This window comes from Nocardia sp. NPDC056541 (assembly GCF_042794235.1).
Classification (GTDB): Bacteria; Actinomycetota; Actinomycetes; order Mycobacteriales; family Mycobacteriaceae; genus Nocardia.
Genome location: NZ_JBHTUD010000007.1, coordinates 370,508 through 388,284, shown reverse-complemented (window position 1 = coordinate 388,284; position 17,777 = coordinate 370,508). Strand labels below are relative to the sequence as shown.

Below are 17,777 nucleotides of genomic sequence, written 5' to 3'. Positions count from 1 at the left end.
CTCCTTCGTCGCCTACGCAACGGCCTCCCATCGGCGGGACGGCCGCGAACCGCCGCTTCGCGGCGAGCCCCTCCTCGAGGTCGGGGCATGCGTGGCTGGTGTGCAGTCTAGGCGGCGGCCTGATCGTTCGCTATCGGGTGCCGGATTCGGTCAGCTGGCGCTCGACCGAGGCCGGCATGTCGTCGGCTTCTTGCAGCCCGAACTTGTTGTGCAGTGCCACCAGTGGCTTCGGCGCCCACCAGTTCCAGGTGCCCATCATCCGCATGAGCGCGGGGGCGAGCAGGCCGCGGATCACGGTCGCGTCGCTGATCACCGCGAGTGCGCAGCCGAGGCCGAACAGCTTCATCATCGACACGCCGGAGCTGGCGACGCCGAGGAACACGATGCTCATCAGCAGCGCGGCGGCGGTGAAGATGCGCCCCGTGCGGGCCACGCCCATCGCGACCGCCTCGGTATTGCCCTCGGTGGTCTTCGGCCCGGCCAGCCATTCCTCGCGGATCCGCGACAGCAGGAAGACCTCGTAGTCCATGGACGCGCCGAACGCCAGGCTGAACATGAGGATGGGCATGGCCAGGTTGAGGGTGCCGGTCGCGGTGAAGCCGAGCAGGCCCGACAGGTGGCCTTCCTGGAAGATCCACACCATCGCGCCGAACGTCGCCGCCAGCGACAGGATGTTGAGGATCAGTGCCTTCACCGGCAGCACCACGCTGCCGGTGAACAGGAACAGCAGCACCAGCGTGGTGAGCGCGATCAGCGCGCCCGCCAGCGGCAGTTTGCCGGTGATCGCGTTGACCGAGTCCTGGTTCAGCGCGGCCGGGCCGGTGATCAGGGCTTTCGACGGCGCGGGAACGGCGCGCAGGGTGTCGAGTTGGTCGCCACCCGCGTCGGAGTAGGGGTCGACCGTGGTGGCGACCGACAGGTAGGCGCCGTGCTGCGGGTCCGTCATCTCGGGCACGCCAGGGGCCACCCGCAGCCCGTTGCGGTACACCGCCGCGCTGCTGAGCACGGCCGGTACGTCGGGCACCTTGGACAGGTCGCGGGCGTAGGTGTCGAGTTCGGCTGTGCTGCCCCGGAATTCGGGTAGCACGATGGTCGCGCTCGAGGCCAGGTCGGCATCGAATTCGGTACGCAGGATGTCGCCCACTTCGCGACTGGCGACATCGGTGGGCAGCGACCGGTCGTCGGGGTAGCCGAACTGGACACCCAGGAACGGCGAGCCGAGCAGCAGCAGGAACGCGGTGGTGGCCAGGGCGATCGGCAACGGACGCTTCATCACCGCGTTGACCAGGCGATACCAGAAGGTCTGGCGCGGTTCCTTTTCCGTCCTCGGGGCCAGCCGGAACAGCCGGCGCATCGGTGCGCGCAGGTCGCCCGAATCGATGCGGTGACCCACCAGAACGAGCAGGGCGGGCAGCACGATCACCGCGGCGGCCGCCGCGGCGGCGACCACGGCGATACCCGCGTAAGCGAACGACTTGAAGAAGTACTGCGGGAACACCAGCAGCGCCGACAGCGAGAGCGCGACGACCAGCGCCGAGTACACGACCGTACGACCGGCGGTTTGGATCGCACGGGTCACCGCCGCAGTCGGGGTAAGGCCCGCCGCCAGCTCTTCGCGATATCGACTGACGATGAACAGGCTGTAGTCGATCGCCAACGCCAGTCCGAGTGCCGTGGTCATGTTCAGCGCGAAGATCGACACATCGGCGAGCGCGGTCAGCACCCGAAGAATGCCCAGCGATGCCGCGATGGCGAACAGCCCGATCGCGACCGGCAGCGCGGCGGCCATGAGGCTGCCGAACACCAGCGCCAGCAGCAGGCCGGTGATCGGGATCGCGATCGCCTCGGCGATGATCAGGTCTTTGCTGATCTGGGTGTTGATATCGGCGAAGGAGGCGGCGAGCCCACCGGCCTTGACCGTCACCGGACCGCTCTCGACCTGTAGTTCTTCGCTCAGCTGGGCCGCCCGGACGGGCAGTTCGGCGTCGTCGCCCTCGATGCTGGCCAGGATGAGCGCGTGGGTGCGGTCCTTGCTGAGCATCGCCTGTTTGAGATCGGGGCGCGCGGTCCAGTACGACTGGACACCGCTGACGATCTCGGGATGTGCGCCGAGGACGGCGAGCGCGCGGTCGGCGGCGGCGCGCGCGGCGGCGGAGTCGGCCACGCCCTCGGCAGTGATCGTCAGGACGTAGTTGGGCTCGCTGCCGGGGAAGTGTTCGCTCAGGTATTGACTGGCCTGGACCGAATCGAGATCGGAGGTGACGAATCCGCCCGATTTCATGTGCGAGTGCACGGTGGCGCCGATCGCGCCGCACAACACCATCAGCACCAGCGCAACCGCGACCACCCATCGTGGTCGGGCAACGGCGGTGCGGGCGATTCTCGTCAACATCGTCGGGTGCCCTCTGCTCGGAAACGTTCGAACCGTCACCGTATCCCGCGTCGAATTATATCCGATACCGCCTCGGGGTGGAGGTCGGCCGAGTACCATCTCCGCCCCTGGGTGGACGCGGAGGACGGCCCACAACCGCTAGCGGTGTCTCAGGTATCGCGTGCCCGCAGGATTCGGCCGCCGACCGCGCCGAGGCCGATCCGCCTGCCCGCGGTGCCCGGCGCGGTGGCGGTGATCGTCACCTCGTCGCCGTCGGCCAGAAATGTGCGGGTCTGATCCTTCACTGTGATGGGTTGTGTTCCACCCCAGGACAATTCGATGAAAGATCCGCGCTGGGACGGCTCCGGCCCGGAGATGGTGCCGGAGGCGTAGAGGTCGCCGGGCCGGATCGAGGCGCCGTTCGCGGTGAGGTGGGCAAGCATCTGCGCGGGTGACCAGTACATGCGTGAGTAGGGCGGATGCGCGACGACCTCGCCGTTCCAGGCGACGGTCAGATCGATGTCGAGGCCGAAGTCGCCGGTACCGCGCAGGTAGGGGAGAGGTTCTGGGTGCTGTGCGGGTAGCGGCACCCGCGCCTGAGTCAGCGCGGCCAGCGGGGTGATCCAGGCCGAGAGTGACGTGGTGAACGACTTGCCGAGGAAGGGGCCGAGCGGCTGGTACTCCCAGGCCTGGATATCGCGGGCCGACCAGTCGTTGACCAGGGCGACGCCGAACACATGCTCGGTGAACTCGTCGACGGTGACCGGTGCGCCGAGCGTGGATCCGGAGCCGACGACGAAGCCCAGTTCGGCCTCGATGTCCAGCCGCTGCGACGGTCCGAAATCAGGTGTGCCCGCGGCGGTCCGGCGTTGTCCCCGCGGCCTGATGACCGGGGTGTCCGAGACGACGACGGTGCCCGCCCGGCCGTGGTACCCCACCGGCAGGTGCCGCCAATTCGGCAGCAGCGGTGCACTGTCCGGACGGAAGAGCCTGCCGAGGTTGGTGGCGTGGTCGATGCTGGCGTAGAAATCGACATAGTCGCCGATCCGTACCGGCAGTGCCATCCGCACAGCGGTCAAGGGATACACGGCATCGATCGGCAGCGCCGTGTCCGCGAGCGCGCGCAACCTCGCGCGGACCTCACGCCAGCGGCCGGAACCCTGTGCCAGGAACGCGTTCATCTCGGGGCGAGCGAACACCGGATCATCCAGCAGCACAGCCAGATCGAGCACCATATCGCCCAAGCGGCAACCGACCCGGAGGGTGCCGCCGGGGGGTGCGAATACGCCGTAGGGCATATTCTCCGGCCCGAACAGCGAGTCTTCGGGTACCTCGACGCGCAACACCTGCGCGCCCGTCATCGGCCGCCGTCCACGCCGCTGCGCTCACTCATGCGAGCCCCGGCCCGCGACCGGACCAGGTCCACGCGTACGCGGGGTCTTCGCAGGCCAGCGCCCCTTCGCCGAGTTGCAGCGGGCGGAACGTATCCACCATCACCGCCAGCTCGTCGAAGAACTCCGCCCCGATACTGCGTTCATAGGCACCGGGCTGTGGGCCGTGCGCGTAACCACCGGGATGCACCGACACCGAACCCTGGGCGATACCGGAACCCTTGCGCGCCTCATAGCTCCCGCCGCAATAGAACATGATCTCGTCGGAATCCACATTCGAGTGGTAGTACGGCACCGGAATCGACAGGGGGTGATAGTCGACCTTGCGCGGCACGAAATTGCAGATGACGAAATTGGTGGCCTCGAAGGCCTGATGCACCGGCGGCGGCTGATGAACGCGGCCGGTCAGTGGCTCGAAATCGGCGATGTTGAACGTGTACGGGTACAGGCAGCCGTCCCAGCCGACCACATCGAACGGATGCGTCGCGTAGGTCATCCTGGTGCCGATCACCTCGGTGCCCGCCCGATGCTTGACCAGCACCTCCACCTCGGTGTCCTCGACGAGCAGCAATTCGAGTGGCCCGTGCAGATCCCGCTCGCAATACGGCGAATTCTCCAGTAGCTGACCGAATCTGGAGAGATAGCGCTTGGGTGGGGTGATGTGGCTCGATGCCTCGATCACATACGCGCGCAACGGTTCCTCGCCCATCGGCAGCCAGCGGTGGGTCGTGGCGCGCGGCATGAGCACCTGATCGCCCTGGCGGACCGGCACGATCCCGAACACGCTCTCCACCACCGCCGCACCGGATTCCACGTACACCAGCTCGTCGCCGATGGCATTGCGGTACAGCGGGGACGCGCCCTTGGCGACCACGTACGAGATCCGCACATCGGCATTGGCCAGCAGCAACCTGCGCCCGGTCACCGGGTCGGTCGTCGTTGCCGTATCGCCGGGAAACAGCAGCGGCAGCCGCAGATGCCGGTGGTGCAGGGGATGATTCGGCGTCAATGTCTGGTCGGGCAGCTCCCAGACCGTAGCGTCGACGATCGCGGGCGGCAGCGCGCGGTGATACAGCAGCGAGGAGTCCCCGGAGAACCCCTCCTCGCCCATCAACTCTTCGTAGTAGAGGTTGCCGTGCGCATCCCGATGCTGCGTATGCCGCTTCGGCGGCACCGTTCCGACCCTGCGATAAAACGACATGAGGCGCGCCTCCCGCTACGTTGCAGGCTGAAACTTCCACCTCCAACGTAACCGAGAACGCGTGGCGGATCCGTCAGAATTCGGCGATCACCGGTGCGTGGTCGCTGGCGCCCTTGCCCTTGCGTTCCTCGCGATCCACCGAAGCGTCTTTGATCTGGTCGGCGAGGGCGGGGGAGGCGAGGATGAAGTCGATGCGCATGCCCTCTTTGCGGGGGAAACGCAGCTGGGTGTAGTCCCAATAGGTGTAGACGCCGGGGCCGGGGGCGAACGGGCGCATCACGTCGCGGAAGCCGATGTCGAGCATGGTCTGGAACGCCTCGCGTTCGGGCGCGGACGTGTGGGTCTTGCCGGCGAACAGCTCCGGCGCCCAGACATCGTCGTCGGTGGGGGCGATGTTCCAGTCGCCGACCAGCGCGATCTTCGCCTGCGGGTCGTCGGCCAGCCAGCCTGCCGCCTGCGCGCGCAGGGTCGAGAGCCAGTTCAGTTTGTAGGTGTAGTGCGGATCGGCGAGCGTGCGCCCGTTGGGGACGTAGAGGCTCCACACCCGCACCCCGCCGCAGGTCGCACCGATCGCGCGCGACTCCACCACCGGCGATTCGATCAGCGAATCGCCGGCGTTCTTGTCGAAGCCGGGCTGATCGGGGAACGCGAGCTCGACATCGGTGAGCCCGACCCGCGACACGATCGCGACACCGTTCCACTGATTGATCCCCACGTGCGCCACCTCGTACCCCGCGGCCTCGAACTGCTCGAACGGGAACTGATCGTCACGGCACTTGGTCTCCTGCAACGCCAGCACATCGATGTCGTGACGGTCCAGAAAAGCGATCGCTCGATCGACGCGGGAGCGGATCGAGTTGACGTTCCAGGTGGCGAGACGCACGGTTGTGACGGTCCTTTCGAGGCTAATGACTCTGCGGGGCGGCGTAGCGATAGGCGTGGTGCTCCATGAAGCCGAGTTCGCGGTAGAGGGCGAGGGCGCCGGAATTGCCCACCTCCACCTGGACGTAGGCGTGGCTCGCGCCCAGCTCGGCACCCCACCGGATCAGTTCGGCGCACAGCAGCGCGCCGAGTCCGTTGCGGCGGTGCGCGGTCGCCACGGCCACACAGGTGAGCCCGACCCAGCGCCGGCCGTCGGGGGCGGTGGTCACCGCGCCGCGGCCGATGGACAGGGGTTCGGGCAGGCCGAGGGACGCGAAACCGAGAGTGCCGTCCAGGACCGAGGTGAGCACGGCACGGTCCGGTTCGCGCACGGAGGGGTCGAGGGGAATCTCGCCGCGGTAGCGGTGCGTCCGCAACCAACCGTCCTCTGGCTCGTCGGTGATGCGCACCATCGACGGTCCCTGCGGCAGCACGAAATTCGCGATGTCGAGACCGAGGACCACGGTCTCGCTCCAGGTGTTCCAGGTCGGCGGGACGGGAGCGAGCCGGTCGGGCAGTTGCAGCAGCAGCGGCAACCCCCGACTCGTGTACCAGTCCGCGATCTTGCGCATGGTGTCGATCGACAACACCGCGGGCACACCCGACTCGCCCAGCGGCACCGCCGAATTCGCGCGCCCGGTGTAGCCGTTGCCCGCTCGTACCAGCCAGCCGTCGATCCACAGGTGCGCGCTGCCCGGCCAGGCCATGGCCGCCGCGGTCTCCAGCGACCGGATCTCCTTGGTCCGAATGGGCCTGGGCCCCAGCGCCTTCAACGCCACAACGCGATCGGCGGACACCGAGACCAGCTCACCCTCGGCGGTCCGCACCGACGGCGGCGTGAGCGACACCAGTTCGCCGATCACGTCGGTGAGTGGCTGGGGATAACCCGCGGGCAGCTGGTACCGCATCACCACCCGGCGGCCGAGGGGGATATCAGTCGTCATGACCGAACGGATCAGGAACCGTTCCCGGGATCCAGCTCAGACCCGGTGTGCCCCAGCCGTTTCGCTTGATCGCCTTCTTGGCGGCGCGGGCATTGCGGCCGATCAGCACGTCGACGTAGAGGAAACCGTCGAGGTGGCCGACCTCGTGCTGGAGCATGCGCGCGAAGAAGCCGGTGCCCTCGAGTTCCACGGGCTCGCCGTTCGCGTCGGTCCCGGTGACCTTCGCCCAGTCCGCGCGACCGGTCGGGAACTGCTCGCCGGGCACCGACAGGCAGCCTTCCTCGTCGTCATCGGGGTCGGGCATGGTCTCGGGGATCGCCGAGGTCTCCAGCACCGGGTTCACCACCACGCCCTTGCGGCGGAGGGGATTGCCGGTGGCGTCGAAGTCGGGGCAGTCGTAGACGAACAGGCGCTTGCCGACGCCGACCTGATTGGCCGCCAGGCCGACACCCTTGGACTCTTCGAGAGTGTCGTACATATCCGCGATGAGCTCGGCCAGCTCCGCGGGGGTCTCCGTCACCTTCGCGGTGGGGTTGTGGAGAACGGGGTCACCGACGATCACGATCGGGAGAATTGCCATGGTCGCCATTATCGCCGCTGGCGCGGGCGGACGATCGGCGGACCCCTGTGGGCCGCGCCACCCCTACTGGCCTTCAGTCAACACGCCGTGACATGGGTCGAAGGATCGGGGGAACCCGTGGTTGAATGACGACGGTATCTACCCATCTCGTGATACTCGGCGAGGGAGCAAGATGGACGGCGCAGCAGCTCGGCACATCGCGCAGGGCCACACTGCGGGCGAACAGGATTCGGCCGCCGACGAGAGCACCGGTCTGAGTCGTCGTGAACTCGACATCCTGGACTTCGAGCGCAAATGGTGGAAATACGCGGGCGCCAAGGAAGACGCGATCCGCGAGCTGTTCGCCATGTCGGCCACCCGGTACTACCAGGTCCTCAACGCTGTCGTCGACTCCGACGCGGCGCTGGCCGCCGACCCGATGCTGGTCAAACGGCTGCGCAGGCTGCGAGCGAGCAGGCAGAAATCGCGTGCGGCCCGCAAACTCGGTTTCCAGGTCTGACATGACGGCCACACACCCTTCGTTGCGACTAGGGTTGGGCGGGTGAGCAACCCGAACCCCACCCCCGGCGGCCCGCCGTTGCGCGCGCTGGCGATGGTGTTGATCGCGCTGGCCATTGTCTTCGCCGGTCTGGGTGCGATGTCGCTGTCGAACTCCGATGCCGTGGCATCGGATACCGAGCAGACCGAGACCACCACCTCCAGCGCGGTCGCGCAGGCGCCCGCCACCACGCCCGCGCCGAAGACCACCAGCGCGGCCGCCGCCCCGACCACCACCACGACCTCCGTCGCACCGACGACCACCACCACGGCACCCGCTACGGGCGGCACGGATCAGACGGTATCGGTGCGGGTGCTGAACAACAGCCTGGTCGCCGGCCTGGCCGCGCGCACCGCGAGCGAACTGACCACCGCGGGCTGGACCAACGTGAGCACCGGCAACTACAGCGGTGAGAACCTGACCACCACCACCGTGTATTACGGCGGCGGCGCGCGCGACAAGGCCGCGGCCACCGAGATCGCCGAGCAGGTCGGCGGGACGGTCGCGCCCAAGTCGGGGGACACCTCGCCGGGTGTCGTCGTCGTACTGACCGGTCGCTGAACCAGGCGCGGCACGCGGTGCCGTAGGCCGTGTCGCCGCTGTGGCATCATCTTGAGCGGTATAGCCCCAGTCCGATAAGGAGTCCCCTGATGGCCACGTCGACAACTCGTCGCCCGTCCTGGCGCATTGTGACCCCGGTGCTCGCGGTCGCCGCGTTCGGGCTCGCAGCCTGCACCAACAGCCAGGAGTCGAGTGACGTCAAGGGCACCACGCCGCCGGTGTGGACCAGCTCGGCGGCACCCGCGGGCGAAAGCGGCGGTCACGGTGGCGGTCACGCCGCACCGTCGGAGACCGCGGCTCCCGGCCACGGCGACGACCACGGTGGCGTGGCGGGCGGCCTGAAGACCTCGCTCAAGAACGGTGCGGGCGCCGAGGTCGGCACCGCGACCATCGTCCAGGAGGGCGGCCACCTGGTCGTCACCGTCGAGGCGCGCGGTCTGACGCCCGGCTTCCACGGCCTGCACTTCCACCAGAACGGCACCTGTGAGGGCGACTTCGCCTCGGCCGGTGGGCATCTGCAGGTCGGCGGTGCCACCGCGCACCCGGCCAGCGGTGACCTCACCTCGCTGCAGGTCGGCGCCGACGGCTCCGCGAAGCTGGTCACCCGGACCGACTCGGTCACCCTCGACAACGTCAAGGGCAAGGCGCTGATCATCCACGGCGGTGCCGACAACTTCGGCAACATCCCGCCGCGCTACACCCGCGAGGGTGGCACCGGGCCGGACGAAACCACGCTGACCACCGGTGATGCGGGCGCCCGGGTGGCGTGCGGCGTCGTCGGTTAGCGAGACACTCCCATGGCCGGGGCATTCGAGTCGGTTTCGTTTCGCGGTTCGCCCCGGCCGACCATCGGCATCGAATGGGAGATCGCGCTCGTCGACAAGGTGACGCGGGATCTGTCCAACACGGCTTCGGCGGTCTTCGACGCGGTCGGTGACCTGCGCGCCCACGACGGCACCCAGCAGGTCACCAAGGAACTGCTGCGCAACACGGTCGAATTGGTGACCGGCGTGCACGACACGGTCGGCGGCGCGGTCGAAGACCTGCACGGCACCATGAACGCGGTGCGGCGCGCGGCCGATCCGCTCGGTGTCGACCTGTTCTGCGCGGGCACCCACCCGTTCGCGGCGTGGTCGGCCCAACAGCTCACGCGCTCACCGCATTACGACGAACTGATCGAACGCACCCAGTGGTGGGGCCGCCAGATGCTCATCTGGGGCGTCCACGTGCATGTGGGAGTGTCGCACCGGGACAAGGTCTTTCCGATCCTGAACTCGCTGCTGCTGTCGTATCCGCATCTGCTCGCGCTGTCGGCGTCGTCGCCGATGTGGTCCGGCGACGACACCGGCTACGCCAGCAACCGGGCGCTGATGTTCCAGCAGTTGCCGACCGCCGGGCTGCCGTTCCAGTTCGAGAACTGGCGCCAGTTCGAAGGTTTCGTGCACGACCAGATGAAAACCGGTGTGTTCGAACAGCTCGGTGGGATGCACTGGGATATCCGGCCCGCGCCCAAGTGGGGCACCATCGAGGTGCGCGTGTGCGACGGGCTGTCCAGCCGCACCGAACTGGCCTCGGTGGCCGCGCTGATCCACTGCCTGATCGTCGACCTGGACCAGCGCCTCGAGAACGGCGAGCAACTGCCGACGCTGCCGCCATGGCATGTGCAGGAGAACAAATGGCGCGCCGCGCGCTACGGGCTCGACGCGATCGTGATCGTCGACGACGCCAGCAATGAGCGTTTGGTCACCGACGATCTGATGGATCTGCTCACCCGGCTGGAGCCGACCGCGAAGCGTCTCGGCTGCGCCGCCGAGCTGGCCGCGGTGGCCGACATTCCCCGTCACGGTGCCTCCTACCAGCGGCAACGCCGGGTCGCCGCGCAGACACAGGGCGACATGGTCGCGGTCGTCGACGCGCTGGTGCGCGAGCTCGATCAGTAGCGTTCAGCTGCGCGGGGAGACAGCGTTCACCCGCCGTTTACGATGGTCGGATGCTTGTCGAACATCCGCGCGCCGTTGCGGGGGGTGCCACCCTCGGTTCGCGTCTACGTGAACCACGCACACTCGCTGTCGCCGGGGTGGCCGCAGTGCTCGCGCTGCTGGTCGGATTGCAGATCGTCGCGTGGATCATGGGTTTCGACGGACCGCTGGCCAGCCTGGCTCGCGACTTCGTCGGTACGCCCAAGTCGATGTCGGTGCCGTGGGCGGGACTGGTGCTCGCGCTCGTCGGGATCTCCACGCGCCGCCGGGTGTTCGCGCTGGCCGCCGCGATCGGGATCGACGCGGTGTGGGTCGCGCTGCGACTCATCGACGGCAAGCCGTTCACCGTCGGCAACGGGCCGACGATCGTGCTGGCCGCGCTGGCTGTCGTCGCGGCAGTGCGATGGCGGGGTCGTGAACGCCGCGACGCGTTGACGGCGGTCGCGCTCGGTGCGCTGCTGGTGCTGGCCACCAAGGTCGGCGATGTGTGGCTGCACCTGACTTCGGCGGTGCGGCCCACCGTGCTCGACGAATACGTGCTGCTCGCCGATCACGCGCTCGGTGATCCGTCGTGGGTCGTCGGGCGTGTGCTGGATGTGCTCGGGCCCGAGGTGTACGCGGTGCTGCACTGGGTCTACATCGAATTGCCGGTGGCCGCGATCGCGGTGGCCGTGTGGCAGTTGCGCACCGTGGTCACGACCGGGCAGTGGCCGACCCACTACCTGGTGCGCACCTTCCTGGTGCTCGGTCTGGTCGGGCCGCTGTTCTACGTGCTGTTCCCGGTGGTCGGGCCGATGTTCGCGTTCGGCGCCGACGGGCACGGCTTCCAGGTGGGCAATTTCTGGCCCGCCGCGATGCCGCCGCTCGATTCGAACCCGGCCGCGCTCACCTTCGACGAGTTCACCCCGCGCAACTGCATGCCCTCCATGCACACCGCGTGGGCACTGTCGCTGTTCATCCACACCCGGCGCGATGTCGACGGGTCGCGAGCCCCGGTCTGGATGCGCTGGGGCGGGGCGTTCTGGCTGGCTGCCACGGTCACCGCCACACTGGGTTTCGGGTATCACTACGGCGTCGACCTCGTGGCGGGCGCGGTGCTGTGCCTGACCGTCGAGTCGGCGCTGCGCGCGCCCGAGCGGGGTTGGGGCGGCTTCCGGATCCGGCTGGTCGGCTTCGGGGCGGCGGTGTTCGCGGGGCTGCTGCTGTCCTACCGGTACCTGGCGGTGCCGATGGCGGAGTATCCGGTGGCGGCGGGCGCGATCGTCATCGGGTTGCTGGCCGCGGTCGCGATCGCCTTCCACAACACCTGGTTCGCCACCGCGCCCGCACCGGCCCTCGAGCGAATCGCGACGCCCGCCACCTAGAACAACCCGTCGCGGTGGCGCTGTTCGCGGTAGGCGGTGCGGCCGATGAGATGGGCGATGACCGGCGCGGTGATGATCGTGAACAGGCCGGTGAGCACGAGCATCCAGACATTGACGTCGTCGCGGATGTCGATGCCGGTGCCGACGAGAACCAGCATGAGGCCGACCACCTGTGGTTTGGTGGCCGCGTGCATCCGAGTGAGGGTGTCGGGGAAGCGGACGATGCCGATCGAAGCCGTGAACGCGAGTGCGCAGCCGGTGAGGATCAGCACCGCCGACACCCATTCCCAGACGCTCATCGGTCGTCCCTGACCCGGAATCGGGTGACCGCGGCCGAGCCGAGGAAACCGACCAGCGCGAGCGCCACGATCGCCGGGATCACCGTGGTGTCGCCGCTGTAGGCGGCCCACACCGCGAGCCCGGACGCGGCGATGGCCATCAGTGAATCGATGCCGACGACGCGATCGAGGGTGCTCGGCCCCGCGAGGACGCGGTAGCTGGTGATCACCGCGGCGGCCGTGAGCAGGACGGCGGCGATGACGGCGACGACAGTCATGGTTGCACCTCCGGTGGTGTTTCGACGCGGCGGCGTTCGCTCGGTCGTTCGAAGGCATTGATCATCAGGTGTTCCAGGCGCCGGGTGGTGCGGTAGAACTTCACCACCGCCTCGTCGCTGCCCACATCGAGCACGTGGACATAGACCACGCAGCGCGCGCGGTCGAGTTCGAGGACCATGGTGCCGGGGATCAGGTTGAGCAGATCGGTGCACATCACCAGCACCAGATCGGACTGGATGCCCAGATGCACGCGCAGCACGCCGGAGACCGGCGGGCCGCTGGGCCGAATCGCGAACCAGGCCACCTGCAAGCTCGATTCGAGCGCGTAATAGGTACCGACAGCGATCAATTCGAGAAACGACAGCGGATGGAAACGCCCGGACACCGGGACCAACGGGAGGGGCAGGGCGAAGACCACGATCAGTGCGACAACGGCCCCGGCGAGGGTGTTGGCCAGGCTCAGATCGCCCCACAGCGCGACCCAGACGGCAGTGAGCCAGATCAGCACGGCGACGCGAAGGATATTGTCGCGATTCACGAATCGGCTCATCGCAGCACCGGGCCGAGGACCGAGTCGATGTAGACCGACGGGTCGTTCAGGTCGCCGGCGGCGCGCTCGGCGATGCCGAGGACCGGCCCGGCGAACACCGTGAGCGCGAGGCCCGCAGAGACGAGCCCGATGGTGGCCAGCACCATCAGGACCGGCATCCGGCCGGGATCGGTGCGATCCTCGTAGTACACATCGGTCGAATCCTCCACCAGTGTCGGTAGATTCGCTGCGGTGAGATGACCTTCCGGTGCCTCTTCGCGTGGTCGCCAGAACGCTTTGCTCCAGACCCGCGCCACCGCGTACAGCGTGAGCAGGCTCGTGATCACCGAACCCGCGACCAGCACCCACGCCAGGACGCTGCCCTCGGCGGCACCGGCTTCCAAGAGTGTGACCTTGCCGATGAATCCCGAGAAGGGCGGGATACCACCGAGATTCAGGGCAGGGACAAGGAACAGCACACCCAGCAGTGGACTGGCGGTGGCCAGTCCGCCGATCCGGCGCAACGACACCGAACCGGCCTGGCGTTCGATCAGTCCGACAGCGAGGAACAGCGCGGTCTGCACCAGGATGTGGTGGGCCACGTAGAACACCGCGCCGGTGAGGCCGGCGGTGGTGGCGAGACCGATACCGAACACCATGTAACCGATATGGCTGACCAGTGTGAACGAGAGTAGTCGCCGGATATCGGTCTGCGCGATGGCGCCGAGGATGCCGACGATCATCGTCGCCAGTCCGCACACCAGCAGGATGTTGTCGAACGCGCCGTCGGGAAACCAGAGCGTGTGCGTGCGGATGATCGCGTACACACCGACTTTGGTGAGCAGACCCGCGAACACCGCGGTGACCGGCGCGGGTGCGGTGGGGTAGGAGTCGGGCAGCCAGCTCGACAGCGGGAACACCGCCGCCTTGATCCCGAACGCGACCAGCAGCACCGCGTAGCAGGCGGTGCGCACGCCACTGGGCGTCGCTTCCAGGCGCACGGCCAGTTGCGCGAGATTCAGGGTGCCCGTCGCCGCGTAGGTGAGGCCGATGCCGATCAGGAAGATCAGCGACGACACCATCGACACCATCACATAGGCGATGCCGGTGCGGATCCGTTCCTCGGTGGCGCCCACGGTGAGCAGCACGAACGAGGCGACGAGCAGAACCTCGAACCCGACGAACAGGTTGAACAGGTCACCGGCCAGGAACGCGGTCGACACGCCCGCGGTCAGGACCAGATAGGTGGGCCGGTAGATCGAGGTCGGCTGGTGTTCGCCACCATCGGAGATGTTCTGTCCCGCACCGTAGATCGACACCACGAGCAGCACGAAGGCCGAGACCAGCAGCATCGCGGCGCTGAGCCGATCCACCACCAGCGTGATGCCGATCGGGGTCGGCCAGCCACCCACCTGCACCGCGGTGGTGCCGTCGCGGTCGGCGAGATACAGCAGCAGGGCGCTGATCAGCAGCACCACCGACAGTGCCGTCAGCGTGATCATCGCCTGGAGCCGTGGGCGGCGGCCGAACACCAGCGTCGCCGCGGCGGCGAGCAGCGGAACCAGTACGGGTAGTGGGGCGATGGCGGGCAACAGTTCCGGGGACAGGGTCACTGTTCGGGATCCTCCCGTTCGCGGCGGGCGGCGACCTGGGCGTCCTCGGGGTCGTTGGTCACGTCTTCGGTGGTGGTCAGCATGTAGGAGCGATAGGCCAGCGCGAGCACGAAAGCCGCCAGGCCCATGGTGATCACGATCGCGGTGAGCACCATCGCCTGCGCGAGGGGATCGGCCATGCCGTCGGGGGAGGTGTCGGCGCTGCCGAGGATCGGTGGCTTCCCGTCCGGGCCGCCCATCGTGAGGATCAGCAGGTTCACCGCGTTGCCGAGCAGGATCATCCCCAGCAGCATCTTCGACACCACCCGCTCGAGCAGCAGGTAGACACCGCACGCGGTGAGCACGCCGATGGTGATCAGGAGAACGAGGTCGGCACTCATCGGATTTCCTTGTCCAGGCGGGCGCCGAGGCTGCGCAGGACGTCCAGCACCAGCCCGACGATCACCAGGTAGACGCCGAGGTCGAAGAACATGGCGGTGACCAGTTTGAGGTGACCGAGCAGCGGCAGCGTCACCTCGATGATCGCCGAGGACAGCGGCGGTGCGCCGAGCAGCAACGACGCGGTCGCGGTGCCCGCCGCGAGGGTGAGGCCGGCGCCGAGCAGGTGCCCGGCGTCGACCGGGAGCGCTTCGCCCAGTTCGTATCGGCCACCCGCCAGGTAGCGCAGGGTCAGGGCCAATCCGGCGACCAGGCCACCCGCGAAGCCGCCGCCGGGCGCGTTGTGGCCGGCGAAGAAGAAGTACACCGACAGCACCATGATGGTGGGGAAGACCAGGCGGGTGGTGATCTGCAGGACCATCGAGCGATCGCGGCGATCGAGGAGGCGGGCGGCGGGCAGCCAGCTCACCGCGTCGGGATCGTAGTTCGGGGAATCGGCGGCGCGGGGTGCGCTGCCGAAGCGGCGGCTGCGGAAGACCAGCGACGCGACGCCGGTCGCGGCGACGACGAGCACCGAGATCTCGCCGAGGGTGTCCCAGGCGCGGATGTCGACCAGCAAGACGTTGACCGCGTTCTTGCCGCCGCCGATCCGATAGGCGGCGTCGGGGATGGCGTCCCAGATCGGGTTACCGTGCTTGGCGGCGATGGCGAACGCGGCGAGTACGGGGACGGTGATGCCGACGCCGACGGCCAGCAGTGCCCGGCGGAACTTGAACGCCGTGCCCTGGCTTTCGGCGATCTCCGCCGGGAAGGCGCGCAACACGAGCACGAAGACGACCAAAGTCAGTGTCTCGACCAGGAATTGGGTCAGTGCGAGATCGGGGGCGCCGTGCAGCGCGAAGATCACGCCGCAGCCGTAGCCCGTCACCCCGACGACGAGCACGCTGGCCAACCTGTTGCGCAAGACGGTGGCGGCCAGCGCCATCGCGATCATGATCGCGCCGATCGCCGCCTGCAACGGTGAATCCCACAGTCGCAGTTGCACTCCGGTCCGCGTGCCGATCGCGAGCATGACCGTCGGCAACACGATGAGCGTGCCGAGGATGGTGGCCTGGCTGGCGGGCAGTGAACCGGACTGCACAGTTCCGGTGATACGCAACGACAGTCGGTCCATCGCGCGCAGGGCCGCGTCGTAGTTGCGATCGGCGTTGCCGAGACGCGGGTGCGCGGGTTCGCCGATCCGGCCGCGGATCAGGAACAGGGCGATACCGGCCGCGACGATGACCACCGTCAGCGCGAGCGGTCCGGTGAAGCTGTGCCAGAGGGCGAGATGGGTGTCGAGCACGCCCGGCAGCGACTCGGCGTAGGGGCTCAACCATCGATCGACCGCCTGGGTGTCGAGACCGCCCGCCAGCCCGGCCACGGCGAGCACCGCGGGTGGACCGAGCAGCAATGGGCCGGGCGCGTGCCAGGTGACCGCGCGTTCGGGATTCGCGGTGACTCCGAAAGCGCCCCAGACGAATCGGATGCTGTAGGCCACGGTGAACGCCGACCCGACGGTGACCCCGGCCAGCAGGGCGAACCGCACCGGCGGACTCAGTATCTCGGCCGACCACAGCGCGCCGAGCGCCGACTCCTTGCCGACGAAACCGAGCAGCGGCGGCAGCCCGGCCATGCTGAGCGTGGCGAGTACCGCGATCGCGCACAGCACCGGCGCGCGCCGGCCGAGCCCGGACAGTCTGCGCAGATCCCTGGTCCCCGCGCCGTGATCGATGATGCCGACCACCATGAACAGGCACGCCTTGAACAGTCCGTGCGCCACCAGGAGAGCGAGCCCGGCCAGCGCCGCGTCGGGCGTGCCGATGCCCATCATCATGATCATCAGCCCCAGCTGGCTGACGGTGCCGAACGCCAGTACCAGCTTGAGATCGTGTACCTGGATCGCCCGCCACCCGGCCAGCAGCATGGTGACGATGCCGAGCGGCAGCAGCATCAGATGCCAGGGCGGGGTCTGCGCGAGCGCGGGCGCCAGCCGGGCCACCAGGTAGATACCGGCTTTCACCATCGCGGCGGCGTGTAGGTACGCGCTCACCGGTGTCGGCGCCGCCATCGCGCCGGGCAACCAGAAGTGCAGCGGCACGATCGCCGATTTGCTGATCGCCCCGATCAGCACCAAACCGATCGCGACCGGCACCGCGCTCCCGGCCGGGACCGAGCTCGCCGCGAGCAGGTCCGAGAGCAGGAAACTGTCGTAGCGCAGCCCGAGGACGACGATGCCGACCAGCATCGCCAGCCCGCCCGCGCCGGTCACCAGCAGCGCCTGGATCGCGGCCCTTCGACTGACCGCGCGTTCGGCGTAGTGGCCGACGAGCAGGAACGACAGCACCGTCGTGATTTCCCAGAACACGTACAGCAGCAGCATGTTATCGCTGGTGACGAGCCCGAACATGGCACCGGCGAACCCGGTGAGCTCGGCCGCGAACACCCCGAGCCTGGCCTCGTCACGCTCGAAGTACCGCCCGCAGTACGCCAGGATCAGCGCGCCGACGCCGAGCACCAGCGTGCACATCACCGCGGACAGGGCATCGAAGCGCAGATCGATGTCCATCGAGATCTGCGGTGCCCATTGCACATGCGTGCGCACGGTGGTTCCCCAGTGCGCGATCACCCAGCCGAGGCTGCCCAGCGGTACCAGGGCGAGCAGGTAGAAAGCGTTGCGGCCGAGCACTCGTACACACAGCGGGGCCAGGAGGGCGGCCAGTGCGTGAACGAGCAGTACGGCTAGCAACTCCCCCTCCGTCGGGTAGGTAGCGGTCGAGTAGCGCGTCCCGATCCTACGGGCGCGGACGG

17 protein-coding genes are annotated in these 17,777 nt (G+C 68.2%); 5 read left to right on the top strand and 12 right to left on the bottom strand.

Translation table 11 applies throughout. From position 1 onward, the window contains the following. Window positions 1-130: 130 nt before the first annotated feature. The 6 genes from ACFQ9R_RS15440 to ACFQ9R_RS15415 form a co-directional block, all read right to left on the bottom strand. Window positions 131-2,392 carry an MMPL family transporter gene (locus ACFQ9R_RS15440; RefSeq protein ID WP_378991226.1) on the bottom strand — a complete coding sequence of 754 codons (2,262 nt, stop codon included), beginning with the start codon at window positions 2,390-2,392 and terminating at the stop codon, window positions 131-133. Window positions 2,393-2,541: 149 nt separating this feature from the next. Beyond that, window positions 2,542-3,732: a fumarylacetoacetase gene (gene fahA, locus ACFQ9R_RS15435; protein WP_378991224.1), complete on the bottom strand. Its 1,191-nt coding sequence runs from the start codon at window positions 3,730-3,732 to the stop codon at window positions 2,542-2,544. Between the two features lie 28 nt (window positions 3,733-3,760). Next, window positions 3,761-4,963 (bottom strand): homogentisate 1,2-dioxygenase, encoded by a 1,203-nt coding sequence (locus ACFQ9R_RS15430; protein WP_378991223.1) that lies wholly within the window; start codon window positions 4,961-4,963, stop codon window positions 3,761-3,763. 73 nt (window positions 4,964-5,036) lie between these two features. Next, the gene (locus tag ACFQ9R_RS15425; RefSeq protein ID WP_378991222.1) at window positions 5,037-5,846 is read right to left on the bottom strand and encodes an exodeoxyribonuclease III; all 810 of its coding nucleotides are present in this window, start codon (window positions 5,844-5,846) and stop codon (window positions 5,037-5,039) included. Window positions 5,847-5,868: 22 nt separating this feature from the next. Continuing rightward, window positions 5,869-6,828, bottom strand: a complete 960-nt coding sequence (locus ACFQ9R_RS15420; protein WP_378991221.1) for a GNAT family N-acetyltransferase — start codon at window positions 6,826-6,828, stop codon at window positions 5,869-5,871. Further along, window positions 6,818-7,408 carry a peptide deformylase gene (locus tag ACFQ9R_RS15415; RefSeq protein ID WP_378991220.1) on the bottom strand — a complete coding sequence of 197 codons (591 nt, stop codon included), beginning with the start codon at window positions 7,406-7,408 and terminating at the stop codon, window positions 6,818-6,820. The genes ACFQ9R_RS15420 and ACFQ9R_RS15415 overlap by 11 nt, the downstream gene beginning before the upstream one ends. Window positions 7,409-7,580: 172 nt before the next feature. Here ACFQ9R_RS15415 and ACFQ9R_RS15410 point away from each other — a divergent pair, with 172 nt between their 5' ends. From ACFQ9R_RS15410 to ACFQ9R_RS15390, 5 genes are all read left to right on the top strand, one after another. After that, on the top strand, window positions 7,581-7,907 hold the full coding sequence (locus ACFQ9R_RS15410) for a DUF3263 domain-containing protein (RefSeq protein ID WP_378991218.1): 327 nt from the start codon (window positions 7,581-7,583) through the stop codon (window positions 7,905-7,907). Window positions 7,908-7,949: 42 nt separating this feature from the next. Further along, entirely contained in the window at window positions 7,950-8,507 is a 558-nt protein-coding gene (locus ACFQ9R_RS15405; protein ID WP_378991216.1) for a LytR C-terminal domain-containing protein, read from the top strand. Window positions 8,508-8,596: 89 nt separating this feature from the next. Continuing rightward, window positions 8,597-9,292, top strand: a complete 696-nt coding sequence (locus tag ACFQ9R_RS15400; protein WP_378633796.1) for a superoxide dismutase family protein — start codon at window positions 8,597-8,599, stop codon at window positions 9,290-9,292. 12 nt (window positions 9,293-9,304) lie between these two features. Continuing rightward, on the top strand, window positions 9,305-10,447 hold the full coding sequence (locus ACFQ9R_RS15395; RefSeq protein ID WP_378991215.1) for a glutamate--cysteine ligase: 1,143 nt from the start codon (window positions 9,305-9,307) through the stop codon (window positions 10,445-10,447). A gap of 50 nt (window positions 10,448-10,497) precedes the next feature. Next, complete coding sequence (locus ACFQ9R_RS15390) at window positions 10,498-11,850, top strand: DUF5933 domain-containing protein (protein ID WP_378991214.1); 1,353 nt, start codon at window positions 10,498-10,500, stop codon at window positions 11,848-11,850. Here the strand turns inward: ACFQ9R_RS15390 and mnhG are convergent. Genes mnhG through ACFQ9R_RS15360 form a run of 6 tightly spaced genes read right to left on the bottom strand, consistent with a single transcriptional unit; the run spans window position 11,847 to window position 17,715 of the window. Continuing rightward, window positions 11,847-12,149, bottom strand: a complete 303-nt coding sequence (gene mnhG, locus ACFQ9R_RS15385; RefSeq protein WP_378991213.1) for a monovalent cation/H(+) antiporter subunit G — start codon at window positions 12,147-12,149, stop codon at window positions 11,847-11,849. The two genes, ACFQ9R_RS15390 and mnhG, sit on opposite strands and share 4 nt — an antisense overlap. Beyond that, on the bottom strand, window positions 12,146-12,406 hold the full coding sequence (locus ACFQ9R_RS15380; RefSeq protein WP_067450173.1) for a monovalent cation/H+ antiporter complex subunit F: 261 nt from the start codon (window positions 12,404-12,406) through the stop codon (window positions 12,146-12,148). Before ACFQ9R_RS15380 ends, mnhG begins: the two co-directional genes overlap by 4 nt. After that, window positions 12,403-12,945 carry a Na+/H+ antiporter subunit E gene (locus ACFQ9R_RS15375; protein WP_378991211.1) on the bottom strand — a complete coding sequence of 181 codons (543 nt, stop codon included), beginning with the start codon at window positions 12,943-12,945 and terminating at the stop codon, window positions 12,403-12,405. Before ACFQ9R_RS15375 ends, ACFQ9R_RS15380 begins: the two co-directional genes overlap by 4 nt. Before the next feature lie 8 nt (window positions 12,946-12,953). Further along, a complete protein-coding gene (locus tag ACFQ9R_RS15370) occupies window positions 12,954-14,549 on the bottom strand; it encodes a Na+/H+ antiporter subunit D (RefSeq protein WP_378991209.1) in 1,596 nt (531 codons plus the stop codon). Beyond that, window positions 14,546-14,929 (bottom strand): Na(+)/H(+) antiporter subunit C, encoded by a 384-nt coding sequence (locus ACFQ9R_RS15365; protein ID WP_378991207.1) that lies wholly within the window; start codon window positions 14,927-14,929, stop codon window positions 14,546-14,548. Before ACFQ9R_RS15365 ends, ACFQ9R_RS15370 begins: the two co-directional genes overlap by 4 nt. Further along, window positions 14,926-17,715, bottom strand: coding sequence for a Na+/H+ antiporter subunit A (locus ACFQ9R_RS15360; protein WP_378991206.1), 2,790 nt, complete (start codon window positions 17,713-17,715; stop codon window positions 14,926-14,928). Before ACFQ9R_RS15360 ends, ACFQ9R_RS15365 begins: the two co-directional genes overlap by 4 nt. Window positions 17,716-17,777 lie beyond the last annotated feature (62 nt).